Origin of the sequence: Kitasatospora sp. NPDC091335, from assembly GCF_044757205.1 — a bacterium.
GTDB lineage: Bacteria > Actinomycetota > Actinomycetes > Streptomycetales > Streptomycetaceae > Kitasatospora.
Genome location: NZ_JBIVUM010000014.1, coordinates 1 through 20,022, shown reverse-complemented (window position 1 = coordinate 20,022; position 20,022 = coordinate 1). Strand labels below are relative to the sequence as shown.

Sequence of the window (20,022 nt, the reverse complement as noted above, 5' to 3'; positions counted from 1 at the left end):
CCGGCGGGGGTTGTTTCGTTGCTGCGCACGCTACATGGCCGAACTGTCTGTGGAAAAGTCGTGACGATAAGTCATATCTGCTGCGTACAGGGGGGTTGGAAGGTGGTTTACCCCACCGTTCCCTTGAGGGTCACTCGGCCCGCGCGGCTTGAGCTTCGGCGGCGAACGAGACGAACGGGCGAACCGTCCGCATCTCCCCGAGGCCCTGATGCCCGCTCGGCCCGGCAACCGGACTCACCCGTCTAGGAGTTGCCCCCAGCGCCCGGCTGGGCCGGTACGAGGGCTGCCGCCGGGAGCCGGGACAGGATCTTCTCCGCCAGCCAGCTGCGGTCCGACCCGTACGGGATGCCCTGCGGGTCGACCAGTTGGGCCGCCACCGCGTCCCGCAGCCGCTGCGCCCCGGCGGCGGGCAGCAGGGAGAGCAGCCCCCGGGCGGCCAGCAGCGCGTGGTACTGCTCGAAGCCCGAGCGCGGGTGCTCGATCGCGTCCAGCACGCTGGTCAGGTCCGCCAGCGCCGGATCGCCCTGCATCAGGGCGAGCGCCTGGATCCGCCGGCCCTCGGAGCCGTCCGCGAAGAGCGCCCGCACCTGGTCGGCGGTCAGCGCCGAGCGCCGCGCGGTCGCGCGGACCTCGGCCACCACGCCCTCCGGCCCGGCGGGCGCGCCGGAGGAGGGCGGCAGCTGCCCGGCCAGCGCGGCCGGGTGCTCCGCGCTGCCGCCCAGCAGTCCGAGCTGCTGCATCGCGCGGACCCGCAGGTCGTCCGCGCCCACCTTGTCGCCGTGCCGGTCGCGGTCCTGCCCGGCGAGGAAGAGGTCCAGCGCCTGGTCGGTCTCGGTCAGCGCCTGCGGCAGCGCGAGGCGGGTCACCAGCCAGCCGGCCAGGAAGCCGAGGATCAGGAAGTACAGCACCAGCGCCGCCGCGAACGGCACCACGTCCCGGCCCCCGCCGAGCGCGGGCGCCAGCGCGGTGCCGAGGTCGTGCAGCCGCTCGCCGAGCGAGCCCAGCTGGGTCAGCCCCACGCCCAGCAGCACCTTGGTCAGCCAGTCGGAGACCTGCTCCAGATTGGTGTTCGGCGCGTACGAGCCCTGCGGCTCTCCCGCGCCGCCGCGCACCCGCGGCACCCCGAACAGGAAACCCAGCCCGCCGCCGAGCACCACCGAGGCCCCGGCCACCACCAGCCCGCCGCCGATCGCCTGCCAGGCGTGCTCCCGGCCGAGCGCGAACAGCAGCAGCCCGGCCAGCCCCGTCCCGGCCGGCACTCCGGCGCCCCACCGCGCCGTCCGCGGCGTCGTCCCGCCGCCCGGCCGCCTCGCCTTCGCCATCCCCTACCCCTTGTGTCCGCGCGGCTCCGCTCCGGGACCCGCGCCGAACTCTAGCGCCGCCGTCCCTCCGGTTGTACGCCCACGAGAACGTCCGCCGGACGCCCAAGGCCCTTCCCCCGGACCCGTTCCCAGGGTCCGCCCCCCGGACCCGTCCCCCCGACCCGTCCCCCGGGACACGCCGCGGGGAGCCTCCGGAACCGATGCCGGAAGCTCCCCGGGAACGCAGACGACCCGCGGGCTGCTCCTCCGCGCCGGCCCGTGCACTGGCCAGGCGCCGAGGCACCGGGGATGAACCGGTGAGCCCGCGGGCCGGGTGACTGCTATGGATTTCGCCTGCCGGAGGCCTGGGGCCTCACCCTGCGCAGGCAGGGGCGCTCTAGCGAGCAGCCACCTCACACATCCTGATGGAACTCAACTCAGGATCACCTCCCTTCAGTGTGCTGCCAGCGTAGGCAGCGCACCCGGGGGAGGGCAACGGATTATTCCGCGGTACCCGCGTCCGCCGCTCAGGCGGTCTTGAGCTGGTCCTGGAACTTGGTGAAGTCGATCGTGCTGTCGGCCGGCGGGACCTGGATGGTCAGCGGCTTGTCGAAGTCGGTGAAGTCGATCTGGCCGTTGCCGTCCTTGGCGCCGGTGTGCTCGATCCGCACCGGGTAGGGCTTGCCCTCGGTGGCGACGTGGATGGTCGAGGTCTCGCCGTCGGAGTCGGTGGACTTCAGGCTGAAGGTCTTCACGCCGTTGACGTTGCCGGCGGAGCCCTTCTCGACCTTGTCGCTGCTGCTCTTGTCCTCGGTGATCTTCTTGCTGAACTCGGCGAGGTTGCAGACGCTGATGAGGGAGCCCATCGACGGGTCGTTCTCGAAGCCGGTCAGGTAGCGGCCCTTGAACAGCTCGGCGGCCTTGGCGCCGTTCGGGCCGCCCATGTTGGTCCAGAAGGCGGTGTCCGGCTTGACGTACGAGGTCTTGCCGTCGCTGATGATGTCGAACTTGCCCATGCCCGGCATCGACATGCTGCCGGTGCACTGGCTCTTGTTGTCGAGGGTCAGGTTCAGCTCCATCTTGCCCTCGTCGCTGCTGATGTTGCCGACCATCTTGAGGGAGCCCGCGGAGGCCAGGGCTTCCTTGGCCTGCTTCGAGATGTCCTGGGCGCTGAGCTTGTCGGTGTCGAGCTTCTGCGCGGAGCCGGCCTTGCCGTCGCTCGTGGAGCTGCCGCACGCGGCGGTGCCGGCTGCCAGGACGAGGCAGAGCGCGGTGGTACTGACCAGTCGCTTCGACAACATGTGGTGCTTCCTGTCCGGGGTGGTCGAGCCGCCCCCAATCGGATGAATTTTTCCTCAGTATGGTTCAGGCCGCTGACAGGGGATTACGGGACAGGCCGCCGTTACAGGTTCGTGGCAGGACCGTGCCCTGCCCGTACCTGGGAACGCGAAAGGCCCGGAGGAAGAATCCTCCGGGCCTTTCGGCTACTGAGTAGCGGGGACAGGATTTGAACCTGCGACCTCTGGGTTATGAGCCCAGCGAGCTACCGAGCTGCTCCACCCCGCGTCGGTGAACACAACAATACGGGGAAGTCGCCGAGATGGGAAATCGGTTCCTCAGACGCCCTCGGCGGGCTGCCGGGAAGCGCGTCCCCGGGCCCGTCCCTCCGCCCGTCCCTCCGCCCGTCCCTCCGCCTGCCGCCGGCCGGGCGGGGGGTGCCGGGACGCGCGGGACCTCGCCCAGGCCGCGAAGCAGACCAGCGCGGCGAAGCAGGGCACCATCAGCGCCCCGTAGACCACCAGGAAGCCGTCCGTGCCGAGGTCGGCGGCGGCGTTCCAGGTGCCGTGCAGGGTCATCGCCATCAGCAGCCCGGCGGGCACGGCCAGCCGGGCCAGCCAGCGCCGCGCGGTGGTGAGGGCGACGGCCAGGCCGATCCCGGTGAGCGCGGTGAACAGCGGGTGGGCGAAGGGGGAGAGCAGGGCGCGCAGGACGAAGGTCTGCACGGTGCTGTCGAAGTCGCGCAGGCTGGGCGGGTCGCCGAGGCCGATGCTGTCCAGCCGCTGCCGCTGGTCGCTGGTGAAGGCCCGGCCCAGGTAGAGGGCGTTCTCGGTGAACGCGAAGCCGCAGGCGGTCATCCCGCCGAGCACCACCCCGGCGGCCAGGGTGCGGGGCCGGGAGCGGTGGTGCGGCGGGCCACCGGCGGGTGGGGCCGGCCGCAGGTAGGGCAGCGGCCGCAGGTACGGGCGCAGCCGCAGCCGGCCGCGGGCGTGCGGCCCGACCGGGTGGCGCGGGTACGGGCGGGGGCTGCGGGGCGCGGGCAGCCGGCGCAGCAGCGGCGCGCAGGGGCGCCCGGTGCGGCGGCCGTGGCAGCGCAGCCGCTGGCCGAGCGGGAGCAGGAGCACCAGCAGGGCGGTGGCCTTGGCGGTCTCCTCGATCACCGGGGTGGCGATCCCGGCGCCCAGCAGCTCGCCGAACGGTCCCCGGTGCCGGGTCAGGTAGCTCGCCGTCCAGTTGTTGGCCAGGATGGCGACGGTGGTGGCGGCGCAGGCACCCCAGCCGAGGCAGAACACGGTGTGCCGCAGCGGGACCCTGGCGGTGAGGTTGAGCCAGGCCAGGCCGCCGAGCACGAACGGCAGCGGCACCATCGCCAGGCCCAGGCCGACCAGCAGCCCGACCGTGCCGGTCTGCCGCTGGACCAGGTGGAGGATCAGCACCCCGCAGCCGATCAGGGTCAGCACGGCGGTCGCGGTGACGGATGAGAGTGCCACCGAACGGTTGCGGCCCGGCGGGGCCCCGGGGGTGGCGGTGACCGGGGCGGGAGCGGCGGCCGGGGCCGCGGCGGCCGGGACGGCCGTGGGTGCCTCGGCTAAGACCGGCAGGGCGGGGGCGGGCCGGGGCAGCAGCCGGTGGGCCCGGCGCCTCCGGGGCCCCGGGATGGTCCGGGTGCCGCCGGTGCTCGGGACCGCCTCCGCTGCGTCGGCGGCGGCTCGACCGGTCGTCCGGCCGTTCGTCCCGGACCCGCCGCCGGACGGGCTGCCCATGCGGCACAGGGTAGGCCACCGCGGCGGCCCGCCGGGAGGACTCGGGACGAACCGTCCGGCCCCTCCCCGCCCGTACGGCTGCCGCGCGGCCGCCTGTTCGAACGGCGCCGGTGGGTCAGCGGCGGCGGAACAGCAGGTCGTGGACGACGTGGCCCTTGGCGATCCCGGCCCGTTCGAACTTGGTGACCGGACGCCAGTCCGGCCTCGGGGCGTAGCCGGGGATGCTGCCGTCCGGGTGGTCCGCGGGCTCCGTCCAGCCGGTCCCGTCCCCCTCGGGGTGCAGGTTCTCCAGCTCGGGCGAGGCGGACAGCACGGCCAGCATCTGCTCCGCGTACGGCTCCCAGTCGGTGGCGCAGTGCACCAGGGCGCCGGGGGCGAGCCGGGGGAGCACCAGGTCGAGGAAGGCGGGCTGGACCAGCCGGCGCTTGTGGTGCTTGGGCTTGGGCCACGGGTCGGCGAAGTAGACCCGCAGACCGGCCAGCGAGGCGTCCGGGAGCATGTCGCGCAGCAGGATCACCGCGTCGCCGGCGGCGGTCCTGACGTTCCGGGAACCGTCGCGCTCCAGCAGGCCGAGCAGGTTCCCGTGGCCCGGGGTGTGCACGTCGGCGGCGAGGATGCCCATGGCCGGGTCGGCGGCGGCCATCGCGGCGGTGGTCTCGCCCATGCCGAAGCCGATCTCCAGGGTCACCGGCAGCCCGCCGAACAGCTCCGGCAGGTCCAGCGGGGTGCCGTCGATCGGGATGCCGTAGGTCTCCCAGCTCCGGTCCAGGGCGCTCGCCTGGGCGTTGGTCATCCGGCCCCGGCGCGGCTGGAAGCTGCGGATGCGGCGCTCGCGGTGCTGGGCCTCGGTGGCCTTGTGCGGGTACATCGGCGCGGGGTAGGCGGCCGGCGCGGCGGACATCCGGGCGGACGGCGAGGGCTGGGGGATCGGGGCGGTGGCAGTCACAATCACCCGAGTCTACGGGGCTGTCGGGGCGCTCCGGCCGGGCCTGTGACCGGGCTCATCCGGGCCCCGGCGGGGCCCTGCGGGCCGCCACCGCCAGGCCGCGAGGAGGACGAAGGAAGGAGTCCCCCTCTGTGGTGGCTCCTTCCCGGCGGCGGCCCCCGGCCGGCGCCGCCGCTACTCCTCCCAGGACCAGCGGGCGTCCGTCCGGGGCGCCGAACGGTGTTGAGCCGCCTCGCGCATTGCTCCGGTATGACTTGTTGCGAATCCCAGAGCCGACGGAGCCGGCGACAGCGTAATCGCCTGTATGGGACGACCTCGAACTCCGTGGCAGATCTCGTTCGATGAAGTCCGTCGGCGCTATGAAAGCGGGGAGTCTGCGCAAAGTCTGGCAACAGAATGCGGGCTCGAAACCTACAAGCCCGTGATCAGTGCACTCCGCGGGATCGGTGTGCGGATCAGGCGGCCTGGGAGTGGCCGTCGGCCGATTCGGGAGTCGAGCAAGCAGAGCCGGGTGTGTAAGGGGATCGAGTGTGATGCCACGTTCGATGCCTACCCGTCGTCCAACAAGCGATTCTGCTCGCCCAAGTGTCGGTACAGTTCGCCGGAACTGGCAGATCTGCTCGCGGCGAACATCCGGAACAGGCACTGTCTCACGGAGATAGACGAGGCGAGTCGGACGGCCCTGTGTTCGGTGTGCGGCCCCATAGATATCCGTGAGCGAATCGAACAGCGGAAGTTCGCCTCTGAAAAGCGAAGTTGGCGATGCCGAGGCGCCGAGCGAGCCCGCATCTGGGCCCGGAAGTACGGCTTGGATCGTGCGGAGATCGGTGCGCTGTGGGAGTCACAGGGGCGGCGGTGTGCGATCTGCCGTACGGCCTTCGCCAGCCGGTTCGTGGTGGACCACTGTCACGCGACCGGGGCGACGCGTGGATTGCTCTGCTCGAATTGCAACACGGCACTCGGTCTCTTCGCCGACGAGGCTGAACGGCTTCGAGCTGCTGCAAGCTACCTGGATCGTGCGCGGTCGGCGGCAGGTGACCGGCCGGTCGGGTGCGGGACGGCGCTGCCGGCAACCCGGCGGGTGACGGAACGGCGCGCACTGCCCAGGGTTTCGCAATATCAGGAGCCGGGTGCATCGACGCCAGAAGCGCCGGAGCGGTAGCCCTTGCCCGCGGTGTCGTATTCGAGCAGCGAACGGGCGCCGTACCGGCGCGCGATGGCGTCCGTGACGCCGCGATTGAGCGGCTGGGCAGCGCCCGGCCGTACCGCGAGGTCCAGTGGGCGAGCAGCTCGCCGGGCTCGACGGCGCGGCGCAGCACCGCCGCGACGTCCTGCCGTACGGCCCGCTGCTCGCCCCGGCGTTCACGCCGGGGCGACGATCACCGCCCGGGCCCGCTCGGTCAGCTCCCGCACCCGGCGCTCACCCTGGAACGGCTCCAGCCGCCGCAGCATCTCCACCACGTACTCCCGGCTCCGCTGCGAGGAGATCCGGCCGGCCACCTCGACGGCGCGTTCGCCGGCGGCGACCGCGGCGTCCAGGTTGCCCGCCTCCGCCTCGGCCATCGCCGAGACCACCAGCCGCAGGCCGTGCGAGCGGACGTAGCCCTCGGTGGGTGTGGCCAGCGCCTCGCGGGTGAACTGCCGGACCTTGGAGGGCACTCCGAGGTCGCGGAAGCACTCGGCGGCGTCGGCGGCGAGCCGGTCGTAGGCGTAGAAGTCGATCCACGCCGGATCGGGATCCCCGGCGCGTGCCCGTTCGAGCGCGCTCTCCGCCGCACCGAGCGCCGTCGCACACGCCGCCGCGTTGCGGGCCTTGGCCTGGGCCCGGGCCTCCACCAGGTGGAAGAAGCTCATGGTGCGGGCGGTGGCCAGGCCCCGGTTGCGCTCCAGCGCGGCCTGCGCGAGGTCGACCGCCTCCTCGGCGAAGCCCCGGTAGCCGGCCTGGAGGCTCATCGAGGCCAGCACGTAGCCGCCGAGCGGCACGTCGGCGGCGGCCCTGGCGAGCCGCAGCGCCTGGATGTAGTAGCGCTGGGCGGCCTCGTGCTGCCCGGTGTCGAAGGCCATCCACCCGGCCAGCCTGGTCAGTTCGGCCGTCGCGCCGAACAGCGCCCGGCCGACCGCGTCGCTGTACGAGGCGAGCAGCAGCGGTGCCGCCTCCACCCGCAGGCACTCCGGCACCATCGACGAACGCCAGTCCCCGCCGCCGTACTTGGAATCCCAGCGGCGCGCCTCCTGGGCCGCCTCGCGGAGCTTTGCGGCGTCCGAGTGGCCGACCCGGTAGGAGGAGGTGTCGGTGGGGGAGCGCGGCACCTCGCGGGCCACCGAGCCGTCCGCGGGGGTGATCAGCCAGCGGGAGACGGGGGTCGCGTAGGCGGCGACCGAGAAGGTGCCGGCCAGGCTGTCGCTCCAGCGGCCGCCGCCGGGGCCGCGGCGCAGGTCGAGGTCGATCCGCCACAGGTCGGTCGCGGAGCGGACCGCGTCGGCGACCTCGCGCGGGAAGGCCAGGCCGAGTTCGGGCGCCGGGTCGGTGTCACCCAGGCCGATCTCCTCCAGCGGGACGGGCCGGCCGAGCTTGCCGCCGATCGCGGTGGCGATCAGGTGCGGGACCGGCCCCTGCGGGACCATGCCCTTGCTGACCCAGCGGGCCACCGAGGTCTTGTCGTACCGCAGCGTCAGTCCGCGCTGGGCGCCGAGGTCGTTGACCCGGCGGGCCAGTCCGGCGTTGCTGATCTGGGCGAGGGTCAGGAGCGTGCCGAGCCGTTCGTTCGGTCCTCGTGGGCTGACGGTCATGGTGGCGGCGGCACCTCCTGCGGCCTTGTGCGCGGGGCCCGGGCGGCACCGGGCCGTAGCTGCTGCACCTAGAGTAGTCGGACGCGTTCCGACGGTTAAGAGGTCGCATTCCGGATGGCGGGATCGTGCACTCGGCGGTGTCGCACGGGAGTTGGTCCGGACCACTCGGATCCGGCCGCCCGCGCCGCGCGCCGGAGCCTCGTGCTCCGGTCCCGTGTTCACGTGCGCCCGGCCGTGCCCCCTGGCCCGACCGGCTGGTCGGCGATTCGCTGGTGGTCGTGGGCCGGCCTGCCGTCGAGGACCCGGCAGGCCGGGGGAAGCCGCCGTCTCCATCCCCGCGGGCGGCGGTGAAGTCCGGGAGGGCATGCGGATGCCCTCCCGGGCTGGGCGACGCCTTTCGGCCATCTCGCGATGCCCATGACAAAGGTGTTCGCGGGCGGTCCGGGCCGGGGAGGGGGAGGTCCGGCCCGCCCGACCCCGCAACCGCAGGACGATCCGAACTCCCGGCCGGTGCACCCGACTTGCCCGCCCGAAGTGATCGGCCGGCGGAGCCGCCCGGCGCCGCGGAGCGCGCCCGCTCCGGCCCGTACGGCCGCGGCAACGCCGCGTGGGGGACGGCACGGCCGTCGCGCGATCGGTTCGAACGGAGGCGGAACCCGCAACACCGGCCACGGCGGCGTCCGGCGATGGCACGATGTCTCCTGACGGCGCGTCGGGCTGCGGGGGCACGTCGGGACGCGCCCGGGCCGCCACGGCACACCACCCGGCCGCCCGGCGGGCGGCGAACGTGCCGCACGGATGCAGGTCCTCGTCCGGTGGAGGCACGATGCGGTGGCTGACGGGCTGGTGCACGGGTGCGCCGAGCGCGGGCACTCCGGCACACGAGGTGCTCGGCACGGTCACGCCGATCGCCGCGCGCCCCCTGTGGACCGGGCCCGACCCGCTCTGGGCCGTGGGCGACTGGCGCCCGGGGGAGATCCGCCTGGTCACCCTCCGCCCCGGTGCCGCCGCCGTGGTCAGCACCGGGCCCACCACCCCCGACCAGGCCGAGGACACCCCCGCCACCTCCAGGCTCGCCGTCCTCGGCCACTGCGGCGCCACCGACGCCGAACTCGCCGCGGGCCTCGCCGCCGCCCGCGGCGGCGCCGTCCGCCACCTCACCGCCTGGCCCGGCAGCTACACCGTGGTGCTGCGCTCCGGCACCCGCTCCACCCTGCTGCTCACCGACCTCGCCGGCGCCCGGCCGGTCTTCCACACCCCGTGGGCCGGCGGCACCGCGTACGCCACCGCCGCCCTGCCACTGGCCGACCTGGTCGGCGCCCCGCTGGACACCGGCCACCTCGCCGCCCGGCTCGCCTGCCCCGAGTCCCCCGAGGCGCTCGGCACCGGCACCCCGTACCTCGGTGTCCAGCAGGTGCCGCCCGGCCACCTGCTCGCCGTCCGCGGCGGACGTCCGTACCTGTCCGGCTACGACGACCCGGCCGGCGCCGAGCAGCCGCGCGACGAGGCGCCCGCCGTCCGCGAACTCACCCGCGCGCTGCTGGAGTCCGTCCGCTCCCGGGTCCGCACCACCGCCCCGCCCCTCGACGCCGCGGGGCGGGCCAGGCTCGGCGTCGACCTCTCGTACGGGACGGCCTCCGCGACCGTCGCGCTGCTCGCCGCCGCCGTACCGCTGCCACCGTTGCCCTCGGCCACCGCGGCGGCCCGGGTGGCCACCGCCGGGGCCAGGAGCGGCGCGGTCAAGGGCTCCTGGGCCCGCGCCGCCGTTCAGGGGCCCGCCGCCCCCGAACAGCTGGCCGCCGTCACGCTCGGCGAGACCGACCCCCCGGCCGGCCTCGCGCTCGCCCCCGACACTCCGCGGCTGCGGCACACCGTGCTCGACCCCGGCCCCGACACCCTCCCCTACGCCGGCCCCGGCGCCGACCCGCAGGCCGGCCGGCTCACCGACGAGCCGGGGCCCGAACTCGTCGCCGCCGCCCGCGCCGAGGCCCGCTTCGACGCCGGCGGCACCGACCACCTCACCGGCTACGGCGCCCGGCAGGTCCTGGACGGCCACCCGGCCAGGCTCGCCGACCTGATCCGGGCCGGCCGGACGCGTGAACTGCTGCCCCCGGTCGCCGCGTTGGCCGGTGCCGACCGGGCGGCCGCGGGCGTCCTCACCGGAGCGCTGCGCACCCCGCTCACCGTGCTCCGGGCCGCCCACCGGCTCTCCCGGGTCCGCTACGCCGAGGCGCTGGACGAGGCTGCCGCCAAGCTGACCGCCCGCCACGTCCCGGACGGCGTCGGTACCGCGGGGGCCCGCTCGGCCGCCGACCTCGCCTGGTGCGTGCCGGGCCCGGCCGCCCGCTGGCTCTCCGACGAGGCGCTCTCCGCGGTGGCCCTGCGGCTCCGCCTGGCGGCGCGCAAGCCGGCGCCCGAGGAGCATCCGGGCGCACATCGGGCCCGGCACGCCCTCTACCGGCAGGCGCGCTCCTTCCGCACGCTCGTGCACGCCGCCGAACAGCCGGGCCAGCGGCTGCACGCGCCCTTCCTCGACAACCAGGTGGTGCGGGCCGCCCGGCTGCTGCCCGACGACGTCCGCCTCCAGCCCGGCGCCCGGCACGCCCTCCTGCGCGCCGTCCTCACCGGCGCCAGCCGCACCGACCTGCCCTCCGACTGGGGCCGCACCCCCCGCCCCGACCGCACCACCCCCGCCAGGGCCGGCCTGCGCCTCGCCGCCGACGGCCTCGCCGAACTCTTCGACGCCCCCCTGCTCGCCGAAGCCGGCCTCATCGACCTGACCGCCGTCCGGGCCGGCCTCGCCCGCTCCGCGGACCCCTCCGCCCTCTCGCCGTTCGCCCTCGCGGGCCTCGCCGACCTCGTCGCCACCGAACTCTGGCTCCGCCGCGTCCGCGCCCGCCGCCACGGCGCCTGCTGGACCGGCCTGCCCGGTCCGCGGCAGCCCGCCCTCAGCCCCTGACCCGGTCCGGGCCCGCTGCCTCTCCGGCCGCCCGCCTCTCCGGCCGCCTCCTCCCTGCGGCGCGGTTGCCGGTTCCGGATCGGGGGGCCGGTGATGATGGCGGGGTTGTGCATCCGGGGTGAGGAGGACGTGCGGTGGCCGGTGGGAGCGCGGGGAGGGAGGTGCCGGTCGTGCTGTCCGTGCTCGGGCGTCCGCCCGCCGGGCGGGTGCCGGGGGTGCTGGTGGCGTGCGACGGGTCGGACGGGTCGCTGTGGGCGCTGGACCGGGCGATGACGGAGGCCGGGCTGTTCGGGCTGCCGCTGTACGTGCTCGCCGTGGTCAACCCGGCGCCGGCCGGCTACCCGCCGGGGATGGCGGAACTGGTGCAGGAGAGCGTGGAGACGCTGGTCGAGAGCATGGCGGACGGGCTGCGCCGCTCGGTGGCCGTCGTCCAGCGCCAGCGCCCGGTGCCGTACGCGGGGGAGCTGTCGCTGCACGTGGTGCTGGGCAACGTGATCGAGGTGCTCCTGGAGGCGGCGACCCGGCAGCACACGCTGGTGATCGGCACCAGGGGCAACGGCGGCTTCGCCCGGCTGCTGCTGGGTTCGGTGAGTTCGGCGGTGGTGCACCACGCGGCCTGCCCGGTGCTGGTGGTCCCCGCGCCGTCCGGGGCCTGACCGGCCCGCCTGGGGTCTGACCGGCCCGTCCGGGGCCTGACCGGCCGGGACGCCCATGAGGTGCCGGGAATGTACCGAGATGGTTCATCGTTCACCCATCTTGTCCGCATCCCACAAGACGTCCCCTGGAGCCATCCGCATGAAGGTCGAGATCTGGTCCGACATCGCCTGCCCCTGGTGCTACATCGGCAAGCGCCGCTTCGAGCAGGCCCTCGCGGACTTCGCAGGCAAGGAGCAGGTCGAGGTCGTCTACCGTCCGCACCAGTTGGTCCCGGACGCCCCGGAGACGGCGAGCCCGCACCGTGCCTGGCTGGCCGAGCGCTACGGCCCGCAGTCGGTGGCGATGGACGCGCAGGTGGCCGAGCTGGGCCGCGCCGAGGGCATCAGCTACGACTTCGACGCCGCGCTGCACGCCAACACCTTCCTGGGCCACCGCCTGCTGCACCTCGCCGAGACGGAGTACGGCCCCGCCGTCCAGGGCCGGCTGAAGGAGGCACTGCTGAAGGCGCACTTCACCGACGGCGTGGACGTCGGCGACCGGGCCGCGCTGACCGACGTCGCCGTGTCGGCCGGCCTGGACCGGGACCGGGTGACCGGCTACCTGGCGGGCGACGAGGGCACCGCCGAGGTCGACGCCCAGCTGGCCGAGGGCCGGGAGCTGGGCATCAGCGCCGTGCCGACCTTCGTCTTCGAGGGCAAGTGGGCCGTCCAGGGCGGTCAGGACGCCGCGACCTTCCGCAAGGTGCTGGAGCAGGTCGCCACCGAGATCGGCGAGCGCCGCCCCGTCCCGGTGCAGGTCGCCCCGGCCGGGGAGGCCTGCGCGGACGGCTCCTGCGCCATCTGACGTCCCCGGGCGGCCCCCGCCCGGATCGCCGCGGACCCGAGGCCCGCTCCAGGACCCCTGGAGCGGGCCTCCGTCACGACCGCCCGTCACGACCGCCCGTCACGACCGCCCGTCACGACCGCCCGTCACGACCGCCCGTCACGACCGCCCGGCGCGGGCCCTCGTCACGAGCAGCGGAAGCGGGCCTGGGCCCAGTTCGCGACGTTCAGCGCCGACCAGATCCCGTTGACCGGGGCGACCACCAGCTTGACCGACTTCTGCCCGGCCAGCGGCACGTGCACCGGCACCGCCTCGTCGCCGACGGCCAGCGGACGGGAACGCCACAGCGTGGTGCCGTCGCCGCCCTGGACGGAGAAGACGACCCCGCCCGGCGACAGCGTGGCGTCGTCCACCCCGGCCACCGCGTCGAAGGACGTACAGGTGCGGTTGAGGTCGATCAGGGTGGTCGCCGGGGCGTGCACGGTGATCGCGTGCTGGTGGTAGTCGCCGCCGATCCAGCCGCCGTCACGCTGCCAGAACGCGTCGCTGCCCTTCTGCCGGATGCTCGGCTCCGGCGGCGGCACCCGGTTGTTGCCGGGCTTGAGCACGGGCAGCGAGTTGCCCCAGAAGTCCGTGGGCGCGGGCGGCGAGGGCTGGGTGAAGGTCGGGGTCGGCACCGGCGGCACGGTGGGCGTCGGGATGACCGGCACGTCGGGCGTGGGCAGCGGCGGCAGGGTGGGCACGGGCACGACCGGGGGAGCGGTGGTCGGCTTCGGCGCCTTCGGGGTGCCGGACGCGGGCGTCGTGGGTTCCTCCGGTGCCCGGGTGGCGGCGGACGGGGGCGCCGGGGCGGGCTTGTCGGCCGGCTTGGCGCCGGGGCTCGTCGCGGGTGCCGCCGGAGCCGGCTCGGCGGCGCCGGGCGCCGGGGCGGGGGCATCGGCGGGCGCGGGAGCAGGAGCGGGCGCGGCCGCAGCCGCGGTCGCGGGCGGCGCCGGGGCGGGGACGGCCGGGGCGCTGGTGACCGGCGGAGCGGCCGCCGGGGGCTTCGGCTCGGGCGAGCCGGTGAGCGCGTACGCGGCGACGGCGGCCGCCGCCACCGCGATCGCGGCGGCGATCCCGGCCTTGGCCGCGGTGCCCAGTCCCTCGCCGGCCGCGGCCGCGCCGGCCCCGCTCCCGCCGGAGGCCGCACCGGCCGACCCGGCGGCGGCCGCACCCGCGGCGGCGCCCGAGGTCCCGGAGGACGCGGCGGCCGTGCCCGCGGCGGCCGCACCGCCGGCCGCGGCGACACCGCCCACGGCGGCCGCGGCGGCGCCGAACCCGCCGACGCCGATCCAGACGAGCACCCCGCCGGGCAGCAGGGCGCGCAGCCCGGTGTTGATCTCGGTCAGTTCCAGGCAGGCCGCCGTGCAGCGGTCGCACTCCTGGAGGTGCCGGCCGACCTCCGCCGAGGCCCGCTTGCGCAGCGAGCCGCGCGCGTACGCCCCGAGCCGGTTGGCGTACGCCTCGCACCCGCTCTCCTGGCTGCCCGAGACGTGCGCCTGGAGGAACGCGGCCGCGAGCCGGTCACGGGCCCGGTGGGCCTGGACGGCGGTGGCGTTGGCGGTCTTGCCGAGCATCACCGCGACGGTCTTCGGCGACTCCCGCTCGACCTCGGTGTGCCAGAGCACCACCCGGTCGTCCTCGGGCAGTTCGGCGTAGGCCTGCATGACCATCCGCTGGTCGGCCATCGCCATCGCCCAGGCGTCGGCGCCCGGGTCGGCCAGGTCGAAGTCGACCACGGCGGCCGAGGTCTGCGCGAACACGGCGAAGTCGTCCACGAGTTGCTCGCGCCGCTCACTGCGGTGCCAGGCGGCGGCGACGTTGCGCACGGCGGTCAGCAGGTACGCGCGGACGGCGAACTCGGGCCCCTTGCCCGCCCGCAGCGCCTGGAGGGTGCGGGCGAACACCTCGCCGGCGAGGTCCTCGGCGGTGAAGTTGTCCCGGCAGCAGGTGCGCGCGTAGCGGCGCACCGAGTCGGCGTGCCGACGGTAGATCTCCTCGTACGCGGTGTCGTCGCCGGCCCGCACCCTGGCGGTCAACTCGGCGTCGGAGGCGGGGCGCTCGCCGTCCACCGGGTCGGCGGGTGCGGGCACGGTCGGCCGGGCGGTCCGGCCGGGGAAAGGTTCGCCGACGAACGCTTCGGGGGCGACGCCGCCGAGGCCCGCGGGGGCCTGCCCGGGCACCCGGCCCGGCGGCAGCGCGGCGCCGGAGGCGGAGAGCGACTCGCGGCTGGGCATCCCGGCCTGGTCGGGGACGTGACCGGCGGTCGGACCCGCGGCGGCGCCCGGCACTTGGCCCGCACCGCCGGTACCACCGGGGCCCGCGGCGGACCCCCCGGCCGTACTACCGGAGAAGCCTCCGAAGTCGAGCCCGTACCCGTAGTCGTTCTGTTCCTCGGCGCTCACAACGGACCCCAGATTCCACGACAGCCCCCGTAGTGTGGCAGGGCGCGCGGGAGTGCGTAGGCGCACGGTTCCCCGACGTACGGCGCCGACGGCGCGCGAAGGGCGCGCATCGGGACATTGACTCCAACCACGGGCAAAGGATGGCATAGCGCAGGGACCGACGGTAGCCGGACCGGCCGCCGTCCCTCCTCCGTGGGGCCGTCGCGGGTGCGTTCGCCCAGCGTGCGGCGACGGGGTGTGCGACTCCCACACCCGGCGCGCGCACTCGGGCCGCGCGCCGGTCATCCCTCCAACTCCCGTGTCCGTCGCGGGTGACGCCCGGCCGGCCGCCGGGCGTCAGCGCGCCCGCAGGCCGTCCAGCAGGATCTCCAGCAGCCGGTCCGCGGGTCCGGCGGCCGGCTGGCCGTCCGTCTGCGGAGAAATCGGCGAGAAACCGCCGGCCGCCGGTGCGGAGACCGAGGCACGGGTCGCGTGCACCGGCACCGAGGCGGTCAGCACCAGCACCACGTCCGACACCGTGACGCCCGGCCGCAGTTCGCCCGCCGCACCGGCCCGCGCCACCAGGGCGGCCAGTAACTGGAGCAGCAGCCGGGGATCGGCGTCCGCCGCCGACGGCTCGACCACCCCGCCGGAACGGGCCTCCTCGCCGCGCAGGTCGAAGCGGACGGCCGCGGGTGGTTCCGGCGCCCGCTGCTCGGGCACCCGGCCCAGTTCCTCCGCGTACCGGAACGCCTCCGGCGGCAGCAGCCGCCCGGCGCCGCTGCTCACCGCGCGGGCCAGGTAGCCGGCCAGCGCCTCCCAGGCTCCGTCGCCGCCGTACAGCGACTCCCGGGCCTGCGCGGTCAGCCACGCCACCTCCTCGGCGGCGATCCGCTGGACCAGCACCTCCTTGCTCGGGAAGCGTCGGTAGACCGTGCCGACCCCGACCCCGGCCCGGCGTGCGACCTCCTCCATCGGCGCGCCGTAGCCGAACTCGCCGAACACCTCGCGGGCCGCCCGCAGCACGCTCTCCAGGTTCCGCCGGGCGTCCACCCGCAGCCGGGCCCCGGGCACCGGCACGGCGGCCGGCGCCGGCTCGGCCCGGTACGGCACGGGGGCCCGCGCCATCGCGGCCTGTCCCGATCCGCCCTGTGGCGGCAGATCCACCGGACCACGCTGCTCGGGAACCATGCCCGGTCCGGCCTGCGGTGCACCTACCCGCCCCAACACCTGCTCCTGCTCCATCATCCCAACTCTCCCCCGCAGGCGTCCGAAACCGGACCCTGTCGTCGCCCGCCCCTGCACCCCCCGGTGCAGCTCAGCCCGTCAGAAATGACCCGATGAACCATCGCTCGTGCCGCCCGTCCCGTTCCGGTGACCACGGTTCGTGCCGCCGTGCCGGGTCCACGTCCGGCTCGGCGCGTCGGCACCGTCCGGGGCCCTGTCCGGGAACTACCCTTCCCCGGATGACTGTCCCCCAGTCGGGTTCTCACGCCAACGCTGGAACTGGCCGTAATGGCCGCTCCACGGTGCGTCGCCGCCGATTGTCATGGCGACGGCCGCCCCGGTACACAATCCGACCATAGTTCACCACTCTTCGCGGCCGAAAGTGCGTCAGAAAGTCGCCCGGCAAGCACATCTGGCCCCGGTGGCCACTCGGGTCGCAACCAGCACCGTACGGACTGTGGACAAGACGCCCCCCGCCGGTACTTCATAGGGGGCGTGAACGGGGGGACACCCCCGGCCGCGGGGCCGGGGCGAAACGTCACATCGGCAGGAGGCGCACCATCAGGATCCTGATCGCCGGCGGCGGCTGCGCCGGAACGGCCGCCGCACTCCACCTCCAGCGCGCCCTGCGGGAACGGCTGCGGCGCGGCGAGGCGGAGATCACCGTCGTCGAACCCCAGGCCTACTTCACCTACCACCCGCTGCTGGCCGAGGTGGCGGCCGGCTCGATCGACCCGAGACACGTGGTCGTCCCGCTGCGCCGGGTCCTGCCGGACTGCCGGGTGCTCACCGCCAGGATCACCCGGATCGAACACGCCGCCCGCCGGGCGCTCGCCGACGCCGCCGGCCCGGGCGAACCCCCCGCGCCTGTCGAACTGCCCTACGACGTCCTCGTGGTGGCCCCGGGCTCGGTCTCCCGGACGGCACCGGTGCCCGGCCTCGCCGAGCACGGCCTGGGCTTCTCCACCGTCGGGGAGGCGGTGGGCCTGCGCAACCACGTCCTGGAGCAGCTCGACCTCGCCTCCGCGACCCGCGACCCCGCGCTGCGCGAGGCCGCGCTCACCTTCGTCTTCGTCGGCGCCGGCTACGCGGGCGTCGGCGCGCTCGCCGAACTGGAGGACATGGCCCGCGCCGCCGTGCGCACCTACCACAACGTCCGTCCCGAGGACCTGCGCTGGGTCCTGGTCGAGGCGACCGACCGGATCCTCGCCGAGGAGTCGCCCGAGCTCGCCGAGCACACCCTCGGCGAACTGCGCGAACGCGGCGTCGAGATCCGGCTGGGCACCACCCTGGAGTCCGCGGCCGACCGGGTCGTGGCGCTCTCCGACGGCAGCCGCTTCGGTGCCCGCACCCTGGTCTGGACGGCGGGTGTCCGGCCGGCCCCCCTGCTGCGCGAGACCGACCTGCCGCTGGACACCCTCGGCCGGGTCCGATGTCTGGCGACCCTCCAGGCCGTCGGACCGGACGGCCGCGCCCTGCCCGGCGTCTGGGCGGCCGGCGACTGCGCCGCCGTACCGGATCCGAACGCGGACGGCGCCCCCTGCGCCCCCAACGCCCAGCACGCCTTCGCCCAGGCCGAGCTGCTCGCCCGCAACGTCGTGGTCGCCCTGGACGGCGGGCCGCACGCCCCGGGCCTGGCGGCCTACCGGCCGGGGCCCGCCGCCTGCTCGACCTCGCTCGGCCCGCGCCGGGCCGTCGCGCACACCCGGCGGGGCGGGAAGCTGACCGGCCGGCGGGCCTGGTGGCTGCACCGGGCCAGGCACCTGCGACGGCTGCCGAGCGCGGAGCGCCGGGTCCGGGTGCTGATGGACTGGGTGCTCGGCGGGGTGTTCTCCCGAGAAGTGGTCTCGCTGGGAGCGATGGAGCACCCGCGCTCGGCCTTCGAGGGCGGGTTCGATCCGAAGTCCGGACGGCAGACCGACGCCGGACCGGATGCCCCCGGGTGACCGCACCCGCCGACCCGGGCCCGTGGTCGATCGGACGGCGGATCGGGTGGTGGATCGGGCGGCCACGCCGGGCGCGCGACTTCCGGAACCGGGCCTCCGCCTGACAGGATCAGCCCGACCTGGTCATTACCCCGTGTGCTTTCGCGTACACAAAAAGTGATGATATGCCTGGAAAACGAGGAAGCGGGCGTCGTTTGAACCTCATGCGTTGGAGCGCCCGGCTCACCGGAGTCCCCTGGCGTGCCGTCCCGGCCAACGGGACCGGCCCCGGAGACGGCACGCCCTGCCCCGACGGCGTCGTCGTGCCCAGCCCCCGTGACCCGAGCGGCCCCACCGCCACCGCCGAGCTCCTCGACCCGCACAAGCCGCAGCACCTGCGCGAGGTCCTCAACCGCATCCCCGCGCCGGTCGCCGTCACCTACGGCCCGCACCACCAGCTCGGCTACGCCAACCGCGCCTACCGCGAACTGTTCGGCGAGCGCCCCACCGGCCTGCCCGCCGGCGAGGCGCTCCCCGAACTCGGCACCATGGGCGTCCTGCCCCTGATGGACCAGGTCATCCGCGGCGGCCGCCCGCGCAGCGTCAAGGCCCGCTGCATCCTCGGCCTCACCGGCAACCGCTACTACAACGTCTCCTGCGTCCCGCTCGGAACCGGCGAGAACCGCGACGCCCCGGCCGAGGGCCCGCCCGCCGGAGTGCTGGTCTTCGCCGCCGAGGTCACCGACCAGGTGCTCGCCGCGGCCCGGCTGCGCGAAGCCGAACGCCGGCAGCGCGAGGCCGCCGTCACCCTCCAGCGCAGCCTGCTCCCGCAGAAGCTCGACCAGCCGGCCGACCTGCGGGTCGCCGCCACCTACCAGCCGGGCGGCGCCGAGGCCGCGGTCGGCGGCGACTGGTACGACGTCATCGCCATCGACGGCGGACGCACCGCCCTGGTCATCGGCGACGTGATGGGCCGAGGCCTGCGCGCCGCCGCCGTCATGGGCCAGCTGCGCACCGCCGTCCGCGCCTACGCCCGCCTCGACCTGCCCCCGCACGAGGTCATGCGCCTGCTCGACGGCCTCGCCATGGAGATCGACGCCAACCAGATCGCCACCTGCACCTACGCCGTCTGGGACCCGCGGCGCCGCACCCTCTCCTACGCCTCCGCCGGACACCTCCCGATGCTGCTGCGCTGCCCGGACGGCACCATCCTGCGCAGCGAGGAGCAGAACGGCCCGCCGCTCGGCACCGGCGGCGGCACCCACGTCTCCCACACCCTGCGCCTGCTCCCCGGAACGACCGGCGTCCTCTATACCGACGGACTGGTCGAGCGCCGCGACGAGGACATCGACCAAGGCCTCGACCTCCTGGCCCGCACCCTGACCGGCGCGATCGGCGCCCCCGAGGTGATCTGCGCCCGGCTGCTCCGGGCGATGGGCGTGACCTCCGAGCACGACGACGACGTCGCCGTCCTGGCCTTCCAGCTGCCGGCGGAGGAGGGCGCCGAAAATCCGCTTGCGCCGCTTGACCCGGCCACCCCAGAGGTCTAGAGTTCTTCGAGTTGCCTGGCAGGGAGCACCGGACACGCGTTTGCGCGGACGGCCCCCGGGTGGCCAATCCTTTGAATCACCACTTCCGGTTCGTGCCGGTCGTTTCGCTTTTCCGCGTGACGGCCTGGGGCTTATTCGGCGTGCGCATTTTATCGGATTGCGGTCGGATTCGCTTTTCGGAGCGGGGATCGGCTAGAGTTTGAAACGTCGGACAGGGTGTCAAAGCCCCGAAGACACCGGCGAGTTGGATGAACGAAGCCCCGGAAACGGAGCGGAAAACATCTGGTAAGCTGGAAACACGAAAGAACGAAGCCCGGAGGGCCTGCTGGAAGGCAGTCCGAAGGAAGCGTCCGTTCCTTGAGAACTCAACAGCGTGCCAAA

General features: G+C 74.9%; 12 protein-coding genes, 1 tRNA gene and 1 pseudogene. 6 read left to right on the top strand and 8 right to left on the bottom strand.

Annotation, left to right across the window (positions count from 1 at the left end; all coding sequences use genetic code 11):
• Positions 1–242: 242 nt before the first annotated feature.
• The 5 genes from ACIQOW_RS26435 to trmB form a co-directional block, all read right to left on the bottom strand.
• Positions 243–1,322: a hypothetical protein gene (locus tag ACIQOW_RS26435; protein WP_401088929.1), complete on the bottom strand. Its 1,080-nt coding sequence runs from the start codon at positions 1,320–1,322 to the stop codon at positions 243–245.
• A gap of 506 nt (positions 1,323–1,828) precedes the next feature.
• The gene (locus ACIQOW_RS26430) at positions 1,829–2,602 is read right to left on the bottom strand and encodes a hypothetical protein (RefSeq protein WP_401088927.1); all 774 of its coding nucleotides are present in this window, start codon (positions 2,600–2,602) and stop codon (positions 1,829–1,831) included.
• A gap of 191 nt (positions 2,603–2,793) precedes the next feature.
• Positions 2,794–2,867: transfer RNA gene (locus ACIQOW_RS26425), tRNA-Met, on the bottom strand.
• A gap of 50 nt (positions 2,868–2,917) precedes the next feature.
• Positions 2,918–4,342 carry a PrsW family intramembrane metalloprotease gene (locus tag ACIQOW_RS26420; protein WP_401088925.1) on the bottom strand — a complete coding sequence of 475 codons (1,425 nt, stop codon included), beginning with the start codon at positions 4,340–4,342 and terminating at the stop codon, positions 2,918–2,920.
• A gap of 115 nt (positions 4,343–4,457) precedes the next feature.
• Positions 4,458–5,243, bottom strand: a complete 786-nt coding sequence (gene trmB / locus ACIQOW_RS26415) for a tRNA (guanosine(46)-N7)-methyltransferase TrmB (protein ID WP_401089271.1) — start codon at positions 5,241–5,243, stop codon at positions 4,458–4,460.
• A 349-nt stretch (positions 5,244–5,592) separates the two neighbouring features.
• Here trmB and ACIQOW_RS26410 point away from each other — a divergent pair, with 349 nt between their 5' ends.
• Positions 5,593–6,450, top strand: coding sequence for an endonuclease VII domain-containing protein (locus tag ACIQOW_RS26410; protein ID WP_401088923.1), 858 nt, complete (start codon positions 5,593–5,595; stop codon positions 6,448–6,450).
• Between the two features lie 200 nt (positions 6,451–6,650).
• Here the strand turns inward: ACIQOW_RS26410 and ACIQOW_RS26405 are convergent, their stop codons facing one another.
• Entirely contained in the window at positions 6,651–8,078 is a 1,428-nt protein-coding gene (locus ACIQOW_RS26405; RefSeq protein WP_188297284.1) for an MFS transporter, read from the bottom strand.
• An 826-nt stretch (positions 8,079–8,904) separates the two neighbouring features.
• Between ACIQOW_RS26405 and ACIQOW_RS26400 the strand changes: the two genes are divergently transcribed.
• From ACIQOW_RS26400 to ACIQOW_RS26390, 3 genes are all read left to right on the top strand, one after another.
• Positions 8,905–11,037 carry an asparagine synthase-related protein gene (locus ACIQOW_RS26400; RefSeq protein WP_401088920.1) on the top strand — a complete coding sequence of 711 codons (2,133 nt, stop codon included), beginning with the start codon at positions 8,905–8,907 and terminating at the stop codon, positions 11,035–11,037.
• A 134-nt stretch (positions 11,038–11,171) separates the two neighbouring features.
• Complete coding sequence (locus tag ACIQOW_RS26395; protein WP_401088918.1) at positions 11,172–11,693, top strand: universal stress protein; 522 nt, start codon at positions 11,172–11,174, stop codon at positions 11,691–11,693.
• Positions 11,694–11,832: 139 nt separating this feature from the next.
• Positions 11,833–12,537, top strand: a complete 705-nt coding sequence (locus ACIQOW_RS26390) for a DsbA family oxidoreductase (RefSeq protein ID WP_401088916.1) — start codon at positions 11,833–11,835, stop codon at positions 12,535–12,537.
• A 164-nt stretch (positions 12,538–12,701) separates the two neighbouring features.
• Here the strand turns inward: ACIQOW_RS26390 and ACIQOW_RS26385 are convergent, their stop codons facing one another.
• Complete coding sequence (locus ACIQOW_RS26385; protein ID WP_401088914.1) at positions 12,702–14,792, bottom strand: sigma-70 family RNA polymerase sigma factor; 2,091 nt, start codon at positions 14,790–14,792, stop codon at positions 12,702–12,704.
• Positions 14,793–15,296: 504 nt separating this feature from the next.
• Positions 15,297–16,106 (bottom strand): TetR/AcrR family transcriptional regulator, encoded by an 810-nt coding sequence (locus ACIQOW_RS26380; protein WP_401088912.1) that lies wholly within the window; start codon positions 16,104–16,106, stop codon positions 15,297–15,299.
• Positions 16,107–16,726: 620 nt separating this feature from the next.
• Here ACIQOW_RS26380 and ACIQOW_RS26375 point away from each other — a divergent pair.
• Positions 16,727–18,112: an NAD(P)/FAD-dependent oxidoreductase gene (locus tag ACIQOW_RS26375; RefSeq protein ID WP_401089269.1), complete on the top strand. Its 1,386-nt coding sequence runs from the start codon at positions 16,727–16,729 to the stop codon at positions 18,110–18,112.
• A gap of 194 nt (positions 18,113–18,306) precedes the next feature.
• Positions 18,307–19,608, top strand: a pseudogene (locus tag ACIQOW_RS26370) (PP2C family protein-serine/threonine phosphatase); the annotation flags it as partial.
• Positions 19,609–20,022 lie beyond the last annotated feature (414 nt).

Coding starts and splice junctions, on each gene's coding strand:
- ACIQOW_RS26385 (WP_401088914.1), bottom strand. CDS start 14,792: ATGCCCAGCCGCGAGTCGCTCTCCGCCTCCGGCGCCGCGCTGCCGCCG.
- ACIQOW_RS26400 (WP_401088920.1), top strand. CDS start 8,905: ATGCGGTGGCTGACGGGCTGGTGCACGGGTGCGCCGAGCGCGGGCACT.
- ACIQOW_RS26430 (WP_401088927.1), bottom strand. CDS start 2,602: ATGTTGTCGAAGCGACTGGTCAGTACCACCGCGCTCTGCCTCGTCCTG.
- ACIQOW_RS26420 (WP_401088925.1), bottom strand. CDS start 4,342: ATGGGCAGCCCGTCCGGCGGCGGGTCCGGGACGAACGGCCGGACGACC.
- ACIQOW_RS26405 (WP_188297284.1), bottom strand. CDS start 8,078: ATGACCGTCAGCCCACGAGGACCGAACGAACGGCTCGGCACGCTCCTG.
- trmB (WP_401089271.1), bottom strand. CDS start 5,243: ATGTCCGCCGCGCCGGCCGCCTACCCCGCGCCGATGTACCCGCACAAG.
- ACIQOW_RS26410 (WP_401088923.1), top strand. CDS start 5,593: ATGGGACGACCTCGAACTCCGTGGCAGATCTCGTTCGATGAAGTCCGT.
- ACIQOW_RS26390 (WP_401088916.1), top strand. CDS start 11,833: ATGAAGGTCGAGATCTGGTCCGACATCGCCTGCCCCTGGTGCTACATC.
- ACIQOW_RS26435 (WP_401088929.1), bottom strand. CDS start 1,322: ATGGCGAAGGCGAGGCGGCCGGGCGGCGGGACGACGCCGCGGACGGCG.